We start from the raw sequence: 12741 nt of genomic DNA on the forward strand, positions 1-12741 counted from the left end.
GAGGACCACAGCATGCTTTACTGGCTCACCGAACTGAGCGACGGCGGCGACCTGTTCAACCTGTTCCGCTATATCACCTTCCGCGCCGGCGGCGCCTTCCTGACCGCTCTGATCTTCGGCTTCATCTTCGGACGCCCGCTGATCGACGTGCTGCGCAAGCGGCAGGGCAAGGGCCAGCCGATCCGCAACGACGGCCCCGAGGGGCATTTCGTCAAGGCCGGCACGCCCACCATGGGCGGGCTGCTGATCGTGGGCGCGCTGCTGACCTCGACGCTGCTCTGGGCGCGGCTGGACAATCCCTTCGTGTGGATGGTGCTCTTCGTGACCATGGGCTACGCCGCCATCGGCTTTGCCGACGATTACGCCAAGGTGGCCAAGCAGAACACCGCAGGCGTTTCCGGCAAGATCCGGCTTTTGCTGGGCTTTCTGATCGCCGGTCTGGCCGCGGGATGGGCCGCATGGCACCACCCGGCCGAGTTGACCGGCGAGTTGGCCTTCCCGGTGTTCAAGAACGCGCTGCTGGATCTGGGGATTTTCTTCGTGCCCTTCGCGATGATCGTCATCGTGGGGGCGGCAAACGCGGTGAACCTCACCGACGGGCTCGACGGGCTCGCCATCATGCCGGTGATGATCGCCGCGGGCACGCTGGGCATCATCGCCTACGCGGTGGGCCGCACCGACTTCACCGAGTATCTCGACGTGCACTACGTGCCCGGCACCGGCGAAATCCTGATCTTCTGCGCCGGCCTGATCGGAGGCGGGCTCGGGTTCCTGTGGTACAACGCGCCGCCCGCAGCGGTGTTCATGGGCGATACCGGCTCTCTGGCGCTCGGCGGCGCGCTGGGGGCGATCGCCGTGGCCACCAAGCACGAGATCGTGCTGGCCATCGTCGGCGGGCTCTTCGTGGTCGAGGCGCTCTCGGTCATCATTCAGGTGTTCTACTTCAAGCGCACGGGAAAGCGGGTGTTCCTGATGGCGCCGATCCACCACCATTACGAGAAGAAGGGGTGGGCCGAGCCGCAGATCGTGATCCGGTTCTGGATCATTTCGCTGATCCTCGCGCTGATCGGGCTCGCCACGCTCAAGCTGCGCTGATTTGGCGGCGCGCGTCCGCGGGCCGCGCACAGGTCACGTCGACCGGGGGCGTGGCCCCGGTCTCCACGGCTCTGGCGGGCGTGACGCCTTTGCCGCGAGCGGTTCCGATTGCGCCGGACGGCCTGCCTCCGGCGGGAGTATTTTCGACGAAGAGAAGCCAGGGGCGCGGCGCTCCTGGCTTCTTTGGTTCAAAAATACGTCGGGGGTGAATTGGCGCACAGCGCCAAGAGGGGGCTGGCCCCCTCACGCGCCGCGCTCGAGCCGTTCGCTGCTCTGGTCATGGTGCGGCGCTTGCGGTAGCGCTGGGGCGAATGTGAGAGAGCGAGGGCAGGGCGAATGATTCCGGTAACCGGGTTCAATGGTCAGACGGTGGCGGTGCTGGGGCTCGGGCGCTCCGGCCTCTCGGCGGCGCGGGCGCTGCGCGAGGGCGGGGCGCAGGCGCTGTGCTGGGACGACAACCCCGCGGCACGAGCCGCGGCGGAGGCCGAGGGTTTCGAGACCCGCGATCTTTCCGCGCAGGGCGGTTTTGACGGCGTCGCCCGGCTGGTGGTGTCGCCCGGCATCCCGCATCTTTATCCTGCTCCGAACCCGGTCATCGCTGCGGCGTGGGAGGCAGGCGTGCCGGTCGACAATGACATCGGCCTGTTCTTCCGCTCCTTCGGCAGCGGCGCGTGGGAGATGTTCGACCAACCTCCCAAGGTGGTTGCGGTCACCGGGTCCAATGGCAAGTCGACCACCTCGGCGCTGATCCATCACATCCTGCAGAGCGCCGGGCGCGGCAGCCAGCTTGCCGGCAATATCGGCCGCGGCGTGCTTGACATCGAGCCGCCGGAGGAGGGGGGCGTGGTCGTGCTCGAGCTGTCGAGCTACCAGACCGATCTCGCCCGCGCGCTGACCCCGGACGTGGCGGTGTTCACCAATCTCTCGCCGGATCATCTCGACCGGCATGGCGGCCTCGGGGGCTACTTCGCCGCCAAGCGCCGGCTCTTTGCCGAGGGCGGCCCGGACCGCTGCGTCATCGGCGTCGACGAGGCCGAAGGCCGGTACCTGGCGAACCAGCTTGCCGAGGGGGCGGTGGATGACCGGCTCATCCGGGTCTCGGCGGCGCGCAAGCTGAGCGGACCCGGCTGGGATGTCTTTGCCCGCAAGGGCTTCCTCACCGAGTGGCGCAAGGGGCGGCAGGTGGCTTCGATCGACCTGCGGCAGGTGCGTGGGCTTCCCGGCGCACACAACCACCAGAATGCCTGCGCGGCCTACGCGGCGGCGCGCGCGCTGGGGGTGGCGCCGCGGGTGATCGAGGCGGCGTTCCACTCCTTCGAGGGGCTGCCTCACCGGTCCCAGATCGTCGCCGACGCCGGCGGCGTGGTCTATGTCAACGACAGCAAGGCGACCAACGTGGACGCGGCGCTGAAGGCTCTGCAGGCCTTCCCTCGGATTCGCTGGATCTGCGGCGGGCTGATGAAAGAGGGCGGGCTCGAGGCGCTTGCGCCGGGTTTCGACCATGTCGCCAAGGCCTATGTCATCGGCCGTGAGGCAGCGGGCTTTGCGCTCGGGCTTGCCGGGGTCGAGGCCGAGGTCTGCACCGACATGGACACCGCCGTGGCGCGTGCCATGGCCGATGCCGAGCCGGGGGAGACGGTGCTTCTGGCGCCGGCGGCGGCGAGCTTCGACCAGTACGACAATTTCGAGCAGCGCGGCGACGACTTCGCCGCCCGCGTCAAGGCGCGGCTGGCGGGCTGAGGCTCAGGCGCCGGTGCCGATCCGGGACCGGCGCAGCGGCGCGTAGAGCCCCTTTTTGACGGCATCCCGGTGCACGGCGCCGATCTGAACCGGGATTTCGGGGAGCTCGAGGATCTGCGCGATCGCGAGGCGGTGGATGCCGCCGCTTGCCGCGCGCAGCGGAGCGCCGTTGCGGTCGATATGGATCAGGATGCCGCCATGCTCGCGGCGGAAGAAATCGGGCAGCTCGGCCTTGCTCAGGAGGCGCCCGCGGCGACGGGTCTCTTCGAAGACCCGATCCAGCGACTCGTAGCGGTTGAGGATGTCGTCGCGGCTGGCGCATTCGTCGGGTCGCTCGCCGGCGGCGATCTTGCCCATCAGGCTGTCGAAGAGCGGGGTCTGCTCCCAGTCGACGCCATCGAGATAGCGCATACGGCAACTCACCACCTTGACGTTGCCGCCGAAGGTCGTGCGCGACAGGTCCCAGTCGCCTGCGACGACCATGCCGCTCTGGCGCCGGCGCAGGCGGGGGCCGCCCGGCATTGTCCGGCAGGTTTCCCGCACCGCCAGCGGATCGATGTAGATCGCCTCGTCCGACAGCGGCGCCTCAGCGCCGTAAAGTGCCTTGTTCCACGCATCGCGGACGAGCTTGCGCGGCACCTGTGCCTTGAGGTCGCGAATCCAGTTCGTCGGGTGCAGCGTGGGATGATCGGCGAACGCCATCGGCTCGTCTCCGTAACAAACAGACGACGAAAATGTAACGTTTCGATCTCGTTTTCAAGAGGCGGCGCGGCGGGAGGCGATCTCGCGACCGCAGGCGGTGCCGGAAGACCACGCCCACTGGAAATTGTAGCCGCCAAGCCAGCCGGTCACGTCGACCGCCTCGCCGATGGCGAAGAGGCCGGGGACGGACTTGGCCTCCATGGTCTTCGACGACAGCGCCGCGGTCGAGATGCCGCCGAGCGTGACCTCGGCGGTGCGCCAGCCCTCGGTGCCCTGCGGGCGCAGGTGCCAGCCCTGAAGCGCCTCGGCCAGTTCGGCGATGCGGCGGTCCGACAGGTCGGCGAGATTGCCCGCGAGCGGCAGGCTCTCGGAGAGATGCGCCACCAGCTTCGGCGGCAGCAGGTGCCCCAGCGCGGTGGTGACGGCGCGGCGACCGTTCTCGCTGCGGGCGGTTTTCAGCGCTGCCGCCAGATCCTGTCCCGGCAGCAGGTCGACAGCGATGTCCTCGCCCTCGTGCCAGTAGCTCGAGACCTGCAGCATCGCCGGGCCGGAGAGCCCGCGATGGGTGAACAGCATCGCCTCGTCGAACGCCGCCTGTCCGGCGCGTGCCCGCACCGGCAGCGACAGGCCCGAGAGCGTCGAGAAGCGTCCGTCGGGGAAGGTGAAGGGCACCAGCCCGGCGCGGGTCGGCACCAGCGGCAGACCGAACTGCGCGGCAATGTCGTAGGCCAGCCCGGTGGCGCCCATCTTCGGGATCGACTTGCCGCCGGTGGCGAGCACGAGGTTGTGCGCTTTCACTGTCTCCGAGCGGCCCTCGCGGGTCAGTCGCGCGATGAAGCAGCTGCCATCGTGGCTGAGCTCGGCCAGCTCGGTGGAGAGCCAGAGCTCGGCGCCCGCGGTCTCCATCTCGGCGCGCAGCATGGCGACGATCTGGGTCGCCTTGTCATCGCAGAACAGTTGGCCGAGGGTCTTTTCGTGCCACGCGATGCCGTGACGGCTGACCAGCTCGATGAAATCCCACTGTGTGTAGCGCGCCAGCGCGGATTTGCAGAAATGCGGGTTCCCGGAGAGGAAGCGCGCCGGTTCGACCTCGAGATTGGTGAAGTTGCAGCGCCCACCGCCGGAAATGCGGATCTTTTCGCCCGGGGCGCGGGCGTGGTCGATGACCAGCGTGCCGGGCCCGGCATGGGCGGCACACATCATGCCGGCGGCACCGGCGCCGAGGATGAGCGTTTCGATCTGCATGAGGCGCTCAGGAACACGGATCGCCGCGCCGCGCAAGGGCTTGGGGCTGTCCCCGGCTGCGCGGGCGGGCTTTGCCGGCTGCCGACACGCGCCGCAACCAGCGCTTCCCAACCGGGCCGGGCTTTGCTAAGCTTTTTCCACAAGATCCGGGACAACCCGGACGATACAGGCAGTTTGCCGGCTCTGCGCCGGCCATCACGAGCGGTGATCCCATGACGGAAATGGTTTACGGCACGGTGTCCTCCGTGCGCGAGGGCGAACCCGTTCTGCCCAAATGGTGGCGGACGGTGGATCGCTGGGCATTGTCCTGCATTCTCATGCTCTTCGGCGTCGGCATCCTGCTGGGGCTGGCCGCGTCTCCGCCGCTGGCCGAACGCAACGGCTTTGGCCATTTCCATTACGTGCAGCGGCAGGCCTTCTTTGGCGGGCTGGCGCTGACCGCAATGCTTCTGACCTCGATGATGACGCCGGTGCAGGTGCGCCGGATCGCGGTGATCGGCTTCCTCGGCGCCTTCATCGCGCTGCTGGGGCTGCCCTTCCTCGGCACCGATTTCGGCAAGGGCGCGGTGCGCTGGTACTCGCTGGGCTTTGCCAGCGTGCAACCCTCGGAGTTCCTCAAGCCGCTCTTCGTCATCGTCGTGGCCTGGCTGATGGCCGCCAGCCAGGAGATCGGCGGCCCGCCGGGCAAGCTCTGGTCTTTCGGGCTCACGGTGACCATCGTGCTGACGCTGGCGCTGCAGCCGGATTTCGGGCAGGCCTGCCTGGTGCTCTTCGGCTGGGGCGTGATGTGGTTCGTGGCAGGGGCGCCGATGCTGCTGCTGGTGGGGCTTGCCGCGCTCGTGGTGCTGGGCGGCATGGTCGCCTATAACAACTCCGAGCACTTTGCCCGCCGCATCGACGGCTTCCTCACCCCCGAGGTCGATCCCACCACCCAGCTCGGCTACGCCACCAATGCCATCCAGGAAGGCGGCTTCTTCGGCGTGGGCGTGGGCGAGGGCACGGTGAAATGGTCGCTGCCCGATGCCCATACCGATTTCATCATCGCCGTGGCGGCGGAGGAATACGGCCTGATCCTCGTGCTGGCGATCATCGCGCTCTACACCACCGTGGTGGTGCGCTCCATGATGCGCCTGATCCGCGAGCGTGATCCGTTCATCCGCCTCGCTGGGACCGGCCTTGCCGCGATGTTCGGCGTGCAGGCGATGATCAACATGGGCGTGGCGGTGCGGCTGCTGCCCGCCAAGGGCATGACGCTGCCCTTCGTGAGCTATGGCGGCTCGTCGCTGATCGCCGGGGGCATTGCGCTTGGCATGCTGCTGGCCTTCACCCGGACCCGCCCGCAAGGCGAGATCGGCGAAATCCTGCGCGGGCGCGCCCGCTAGGCTGGGTTTTCCCCGCCGCCTGTGCTCTGAGGCGGCGTCGGGCCGCAGGGGCGGCCTGCAGGCAATGAACAACAGCCGGCGCGGCGCTCAGCCGCGCTTCGGCGGACAAGAACGGGAGATCACGGGATCATGGCAGAGCAGTTCCGGCGCCCTCTACTGGTCATCGCGGCGGGCGGCACCGGCGGGCACATGTTTCCGGCGCAGGCGCTGGCGGAGATCATGCTGCGGCGCGGCTGGCGGGTGAAGCTCTCGACCGACGCGCGCGGCGCGCGCTACACCGGCGGCTTCCCCCATTCCACCGAGATCGAGCAGGTGAGCTCGGCCACCTTCGCCCGGGGCGGGGCGCTGTCCAAGCTCGGCGTACCGTTCCGCATCGCCGGCGGCGTGCTGTCGATGATGCGGCGCTTCCGTCGCGACCGGCCCGACGTGGTGGTGGGGTTCGGAGGCTACCCCTCGATCCCGGCGCTGGGGGCGGCGCACCTGATGAAGCTGCCGCGGATGATCCACGAGCAGAACGGCGTGCTGGGCCGCGTCAACGAGATCTTTGCCAAGAAGGTCGACTGCGTCTGCTGCGGCACCTGGCCCACCAAGCTGCCCGAAGGCATCGAGGGCGTGCACACCGGCAACCCGGTCCGCATGGCGGTGCAGGAGCGCGGCGGCGCGGGCTACATCGTGCCCGGTGACTACCCCATGTCGCTGTTGGTGATCGGCGGCAGCCAGGGCGCGCGCATCCTGTCGGACATCGTGCCGCCCGCCATCGAGCGCCTGCCTATGGAGATCCTGCGCCACCTCCGTGTCAGTCATCAGGCGCGCGACGAGGATGGCGAGCGGGTCGCGGAGTTCTACCACCAGCACGGCATCGACGCCGACGTGCAGCCGTTCTTCACCGACATTCCCGCCCGCATGTCCGAAGCGCAGCTGGTGATCTCGCGCTCGGGCGCCTCGTCGGTGGCGGATATCTCGGTGATCGGGCGGCCCTCGATCCTCGTGCCGTACGCGGTCGCGGCGGGCGACCACCAGACGGTGAACGCGCAGGGGCTCGTGGATGCGGGCGCCGCGATCCGCATGCCCGAGAGCAAGCTCAGTGTCGACAGCATGGCCGAGGCCATCGCCGCCGTGCTCGGCAATCCCGAGGGCGCGCTGCAGATGTCGCGCGCGGCGCTGTCGGTGGCGAAACCGAACGCAGCAGAGCATCTCGCGGTTCTGGTGGAGCATCTCGCGGGATTGGGACAGGAACAGGCAGCAGAGGACGGGCAGGCATGAAACACGAACGCGCAGACGCAGGGGGCATGATGAACGCCGCAACCAAACTTCCCGGCGATGTCGGGGCGATCCATTTCGTCGGCATCGGCGGCATCGGCATGTCGGGCATCGCGGAGGTGCTGCTCAACCATGGCTACACCGTGCAGGGCTCGGACCTGAAGGCCTCGAAGATCACCGAACGGCTGGAGAGCCTCGGCGCGCATGTGTTCGAGGGCCAGCGGGCCGAGAATCTCGAGGCCGCCGAGGTGGTGGTGATCTCCTCGGCGATCAAGCCCGGCAACCCCGAGCTCGACGAGGCGCGGCGGCGTGGCCTGCCGGTGGTGCGCCGGGCCGAGATGCTGGCCGAGCTCATGCGGCTGAAATCGAACGTCGCGGTGGCCGGCACGCATGGCAAGACGACCACCACGACGATGGTGGCGACGCTGCTCGATGCGGGCCAGCTCGACCCCACTGTGATCAACGGTGGCATTATCCACGCCTACGGCTCCAACGCCCGCGTCGGACTTGGGGAGTGGATGGTGGTCGAGGCCGACGAGAGCGACGGCACTTTCAACCGCCTGCCGGCGACCATCGCCATCGTCACCAATATCGACCCCGAGCACATGGAGCACTGGGGCTCGATCGAGAACCTGCGCGACGGCTTCTACCAGTTCGTCTCGAACATCCCGTTCTACGGTCTGGCGGTGTGCTGCACCGACCATGCCGAGGTGCAGGCGCTGGTGGGTCGGGTCAGCGATCGTCGGGTGACCACCTACGGTTTCAACGCCCAGGCCGACGTGCGCGCGGTCAACCTGCGCTACGAGAAGGGCATCGCCCATTTCGACATCCTGCTGCAGGGCGAGGACAGCAAGATCGAGGAGTGCACCCTGCCGATGCCCGGCGATCACAACGTGTCGAACGCGCTGGCCGCCGTGGCGGTGGCGCGCCATCTCGGCATGACGCGCGAAGAGATCCGCGCGGCGCTCGCGGCCTTCGGTGGCGTCAACCGCCGCTTCACCCGCGTGGGAGAGGTCAACGGGGTGACGGTGATCGACGATTACGGCCACCACCCGGTTGAGATCGCCGCGGTGCTCAAGGCTGCGCGCCAGGCCAGCGAGGGCCGGGTCATCGCGGTGCACCAGCCGCACCGCTATTCGCGCCTGCACACGCTGTTCGACGATTTCTGCGCCTGCTTCAACGAGGCAGACGTGGTCGCAATCGGCGATGTCTACGGCGCTGGCGAGGACCCGATCGAGGGCGCCAGCCGCGACGATCTCGTCGCCGGGCTGATCCGCCACGGCCATCGCCATGCCCGCGCCATCCACGACGAGGACGATCTCGAGCGGCTGGTGCGCGAGCAGGCGCGCCCGGGCGACATGGTGGTCTGCCTCGGCGCCGGCACGATCTCGAGCTGGGCCAACAACCTGCCGGATCGTCTGAGCCGCGAGGCCTGAGCCGGCGAAGATTTTTCGTCCGAAAAATCTTGTCCGACCCTGCGCCTGACAGGAATTTTCGTACGAAAATTCCTGTTTCTTCCGCTTGCGGGGGGGAGGCCGGCGGGGCAGGCTAACCACGTCGTCACCGCGAAAGGACCGCCCCATGCCCGTCTCGCTGTTGCTGGCCTGCGCCTGGGGCATCGTGGCCAATCTCGCCGCCATGCTGCCCTCGCGCGACAACCACTGGACCCGCGCCTATCTGCTGATCGCCAGCGGCCTGCCGATCCTCGGCTACGTGGTCTGGGAGAGCGGCCCGTGGATCGGGCTGGTTGTCTTGCTCGCGATGATGAGCGTGTTGCGCTGGCCGGTGCTCTACCTCTGGCGATGGCTGCGCCGGCGGTCTCGTCCCGGCGCATGACAAAGGGGGCACACGGCCCCCTCTGGTGATCTTGGTTCTGCGAGCGTCGCTCAGTCGGCGGCGCAATCCGAGATGCGGGTCGCCAGATCCCCGATCAGAGCAGGGTAGAATCCCGCACCGGGCTCGAGCGCCATGCCGAGCGGGTCGAGCTCGGCGACTTTTACCTCCGTGCCCTCGGTGACCGCATCGATCAGCCGCGAATCGAACTGCGGCTCGGCAAAGACACAGGTGGCACCGGTTTCGGCAATGGCATCGCGCAGTTCCGAGAGGCGCGCAGGGCTCGGCGCGGTGGCGTCCGAGAGCTGGATGGCGCCGAGCACGTTGAGGCCGAAAGTGTCCTCGAAATACTGGTAGGCGTCGTGGAACACCACGAACCGGCTGTCCCGAGCGGCGTCCAGCTGCGCGCGCGCCGTGGTGACGGCGGCATCGATCTCCGCTTGCGCCGCCTCGGCATTGGCACGGTAGGCGCCGGCATTCTCACGGTCGGCCTCGGCCAGTGCGTCGGCGATCACGCCGAGCCAAGCGCGGGCATTGGCGGGCGAGAGCCAGACATGCGGATCTTCCGGGCCGTGATCGTGGCCATGGGCGTCCGCGGCGTGATCGTCGTCGTCGTGATGCGCGTCAGAATGGCCTTCATGATCGTGATCATCATGGTCATCATCGTCGTGGTCGTGGTCGTGGTCGTGGTCGTGGTCGTGGTCGTGGTCGTGGTCGTGGTCGTGGTCTTCGTGCGCATGCTCTCCATGCGCGTGCCCGTCGTCCCCATGGTCATGATCGTGCTCGAATAATGCCCCGTCGCGGGTGGCGAGATGCGCGGTGACCTCGGCGTCGAACAGCGCCAGCTCGGCAGCGCTGCCGGCGATGGCGTCGATCTTGCGGCCGATGCCCGGCGACAGTTCGGCGCCGATCCAGACCACCAGATCCGCATCCTGAAGGTTGCGGGCCTCGGACGGGCTCAGCGCGTGATCATGCGGCGAGGCCCCTTGCGGCACCAGCAGTTCGGGCGTCCCCAGATCGCCCATCACCGAAGCCACCAGTCCCTGCACGGGGGCGATGTCGGTGACCACCTTGGGCACCTCGGCGCAAAGCGGGCTGGCCAGGAAGAGCGCGGGGAGGAGCGGTTTCAGCATCGTCTTCATCTCGTTATAGTATAACATCGCGGGCTTGATACTGGCCACGCTATAACATATCAAGCCCATAATTGATGGAGGCCGCCATGGACGCGCTCGGGTTCACCCACCACGATCACCAGCATTGCATCTCGCAGGCGATGAGCGCCGCCGAGGAAACCTGCGCCGAGCAGGGGCTCCAGCTCACCCCGCAGCGCCGCCGGGTGCTCGAGATCCTGCTCGAGAAGCATCGCGCCATGGGCGCCTACGAGCTGCTCGACGTGCTGCGTGCCGAGGGGATCGGCGCGCAGCCGCCGACGGTCTACCGGGCGCTGGATTTCCTCGTGGGCAACGGCTTTGCACACAAGATCGAGCGGCTGAACGCCTTTGTCGCCTGCGCCCATCCCGGCGAGCGCCACGCCCCCGCCTTCCTGATCTGCTCGGACTGTGGCGCGGTGGCCGAGATGCCTTCGCGCGAGATCGCGCAGGCGGTGCGCAAGGCTGCCGGCACGCTCGATTTCGAGGTGGCGCGCATGGTGATCGAGGCCGAGGGACGCTGCCCAGACTGCCGGACGGCCGCGGCATGAACCTGATCGAGGCGCAGCGTCTCGAGGTGACGCTCGGCAGCCACAAGGTGCTGAGCCATGTCGACTTTCACGTCGCGCCGGGCGAGATCGTCACCATCGTGGGCCCGAACGGGTCGGGCAAGTCGACCCTCTTGCGGACGCTGTTGGGCGCGCTGCGCCCGGATGCAGGCAAGGTGACCCGCAAGCCCGGCCTGCGGCTGGGCTACGTGCCGCAGAAGCTGATGATGGATCCGACCCTGCCGATGAACGTGATGCGCTTCCTGTCGTTGCCGAAGCGCGTACCGGCGGCCGAGCGGCAGGCGGCGCTCGACGAGGCTGGGGCGGGCACGCTCGGCGAGCGGCCGATGTCCGGGCTCTCGGGCGGGCAGTTCCAGCGCGTGTTGCTGGCGCGCGCGCTGCTCGAAAAGCCCGACCTGTTGCTGCTCGACGAGCCGACGCAGGGGCTCGACCAGCCCGGCTCGGCGGCGTTCTATAGGCAGGTCGAACATATCCGCGAGCATCTGGGCTGTGCCGTGGTGATGGTCAGCCACGAGTTGCACGTGGTGATGAGCGCCTCGGACCGGGTGGTGTGCCTGAATGGCCATGTCTGCTGTCAGGGCCACCCGGAGGTGGTGGCGCAGGCGGCGGAGTACCGGGCGCTTTTCGGCACCGGCACCGCCGGCGCGCTGGCGCTCTATCGGCATGAGCACAGCCATCGCCATGATGCGGCCTGCGATCACGATCATGGTCACGCGCACGATCACGGCCACGCGCATACCCGTTCGGAGGCAAGCTGAATGCTCGACGATTTCCTCGTGCGTGCCGCGCTGGCGGGGCTGGGCCTTGCCCTCGCGGCGGCGCCGCTGGGCTGTTTCGTGGCGTGGCGGCGCATGGCCTATTTCGGCGATGCCACCGCCCATGCGGCCATCCTCGGCGTGGCGCTGTCGCTTGCCCTGTCGCTGCCGGTGGTCATCGGCACGATGGTCGTGGCGCTGCTGATGGCCTTTCTGGTGGGCTCGCTCACCGACCGGGGGCTGGCGATGGACACGGTGCTGGGGGTGCTGGCCCATAGCGCGCTGGCCCTGGGTCTCGTGGCGGTGACCTTCGTGCCCGGGGTGCGACTCGATCTCTCGGCCTATCTTTTCGGCGACATCCTCGCGGTGACCAAGGTCGACCTCGCGGTGATCTGGGCCGGGGCGGGCGCGGTGATCGCGCTGATCGCGTGGCGCTGGCAGGCGCTGCTGACGGCCACGGTCTCGCCGGATCTGGCCTATGCCAGCGGGCTCGACCCGCGGCGCGAGCAGCGCATCCTGACGCTGGCGCTGGCGCTCACCGTGGCGGTCGCGATCAAGGTGGTGGGGGCGCTGCTGGTCAGCGCCATGCTGCTGATTCCCGCCGCCGCCGCCCGGCCGCTGGCGCGCAGCCCGGAGGGCATGGCGCTGATCGCCGCCGGCATCGGCGCAATGGCGGCGCTGTCCGGGCTGTGGGGGGCATTCCTGCTCGACACGCCGGCGGGCCCGTCGATGATCAGCGCCGCGGCCCTGCTTTTTGCCGCCACCAGCGCGGTGCGTCTTCTGAAGAAATAAGCCCGGCGCCCTCCGGGGCGTCGCAACGATTCGCGGCACACCGCGCGCGACAGAGCCCGTCGATCAGGGACGCGGCAACCCGCGATCAGGCACCAAAATCTTGGAGGGGGAGGGTGGTACCGCCTTCCCGGTTCGAACGGGAGACCTCTTGATCCACAATCAAGCGCTCTAACCTACTGAGCTAAGGCGGCACGTTGGGGGGAAATACCGTCGGCTCCGG

12 protein-coding genes and 1 tRNA gene are annotated in these 12741 nt (G+C 68.4%); 9 read left to right on the top strand and 4 right to left on the bottom strand.

The features are described from left to right. Positions 1 to 12 precede the first annotated feature (12 nt). Both mraY and murD read left to right on the top strand, forming a co-directional pair. Positions 13 to 1095, top strand: coding sequence for a phospho-N-acetylmuramoyl-pentapeptide-transferase (gene mraY, locus R2601_RS13195; RefSeq protein ID WP_007799165.1), 1083 nt, complete (start codon positions 13 to 15; stop codon positions 1093 to 1095). A gap of 336 nt (positions 1096 to 1431) precedes the next feature. Beyond that, on the top strand, positions 1432 to 2835 hold the full coding sequence (gene murD / locus R2601_RS13200; RefSeq protein WP_007799166.1) for a UDP-N-acetylmuramoyl-L-alanine--D-glutamate ligase: 1404 nt from the start codon (positions 1432 to 1434) through the stop codon (positions 2833 to 2835). A gap of 3 nt (positions 2836 to 2838) precedes the next feature. Here the strand turns inward: murD and R2601_RS13205 are convergent, their stop codons facing one another. Beyond that, the gene (locus R2601_RS13205; RefSeq protein ID WP_007799168.1) at positions 2839 to 3537 is read right to left on the bottom strand and encodes a hypothetical protein; all 699 of its coding nucleotides are present in this window, start codon (positions 3535 to 3537) and stop codon (positions 2839 to 2841) included. 54 nt (positions 3538 to 3591) lie between these two features. Further along, positions 3592 to 4782 carry a BaiN/RdsA family NAD(P)/FAD-dependent oxidoreductase gene (locus R2601_RS13210; protein ID WP_040544700.1) on the bottom strand — a complete coding sequence of 397 codons (1191 nt, stop codon included), beginning with the start codon at positions 4780 to 4782 and terminating at the stop codon, positions 3592 to 3594. Positions 4783 to 4994: 212 nt separating this feature from the next. Here R2601_RS13210 and R2601_RS13215 point away from each other — a divergent pair, with 212 nt between their 5' ends. The 4 genes from R2601_RS13215 (at position 4995) to R2601_RS13230 (ending at position 9260) form a co-directional block, all read left to right on the top strand. Continuing rightward, positions 4995 to 6164, top strand: a complete 1170-nt coding sequence (locus tag R2601_RS13215; protein ID WP_040544702.1) for a peptidoglycan glycosyltransferase FtsW — start codon at positions 4995 to 4997, stop codon at positions 6162 to 6164. A gap of 129 nt (positions 6165 to 6293) precedes the next feature. Further along, entirely contained in the window at positions 6294 to 7427 is a 1134-nt protein-coding gene (locus tag R2601_RS13220; protein ID WP_007799174.1) for a UDP-N-acetylglucosamine--N-acetylmuramyl-(pentapeptide) pyrophosphoryl-undecaprenol N-acetylglucosamine transferase, read from the top strand. A 29-nt stretch (positions 7428 to 7456) separates the two neighbouring features. Beyond that, positions 7457 to 8860, top strand: a complete 1404-nt coding sequence (murC, locus tag R2601_RS13225) for a UDP-N-acetylmuramate--L-alanine ligase (protein WP_040545362.1) — start codon at positions 7457 to 7459, stop codon at positions 8858 to 8860. 145 nt (positions 8861 to 9005) lie between these two features. Beyond that, a complete protein-coding gene (locus tag R2601_RS13230) occupies positions 9006 to 9260 on the top strand; it encodes a DUF2484 family protein (RefSeq protein ID WP_007799178.1) in 255 nt (84 codons plus the stop codon). Positions 9261 to 9310: 50 nt separating this feature from the next. On the opposite strand, the gene R2601_RS13235 is transcribed toward R2601_RS13230, so the two are convergent. Then, a complete protein-coding gene (locus R2601_RS13235) occupies positions 9311 to 10390 on the bottom strand; it encodes a zinc ABC transporter substrate-binding protein (RefSeq protein WP_007799180.1) in 1080 nt (359 codons plus the stop codon). A gap of 86 nt (positions 10391 to 10476) precedes the next feature. Here R2601_RS13235 and R2601_RS13240 point away from each other — a divergent pair, with 86 nt between their 5' ends. The 3 genes from R2601_RS13240 to R2601_RS13250 are packed head-to-tail and all read left to right on the top strand — an operon-like array spanning position 10477 to position 12521. Next, complete coding sequence (locus R2601_RS13240) at positions 10477 to 10956, top strand: Fur family transcriptional regulator (protein ID WP_040545363.1); 480 nt, start codon at positions 10477 to 10479, stop codon at positions 10954 to 10956. Next, positions 10953 to 11732, top strand: coding sequence for an ATP-binding cassette domain-containing protein (locus R2601_RS13245; RefSeq protein ID WP_007799182.1), 780 nt, complete (start codon positions 10953 to 10955; stop codon positions 11730 to 11732). The genes R2601_RS13240 and R2601_RS13245 overlap by 4 nt, the downstream gene beginning before the upstream one ends. Further along, positions 11733 to 12521, top strand: coding sequence for a metal ABC transporter permease (locus R2601_RS13250; RefSeq protein WP_007799183.1), 789 nt, complete (start codon positions 11733 to 11735; stop codon positions 12519 to 12521). It begins immediately after the preceding gene. 114 nt (positions 12522 to 12635) lie between these two features. On the opposite strand, the gene R2601_RS13255 is transcribed toward R2601_RS13250, so the two are convergent. Further along, a tRNA-His gene (locus R2601_RS13255) sits at positions 12636 to 12712 on the bottom strand. Positions 12713 to 12741: the final 29 nt, after the last annotated feature.

Origin of the sequence: Salipiger bermudensis HTCC2601 (genome assembly GCF_000153725.1) — a bacterium.
GTDB lineage: Bacteria > Pseudomonadota > Alphaproteobacteria > Rhodobacterales > Rhodobacteraceae > Salipiger > Salipiger bermudensis.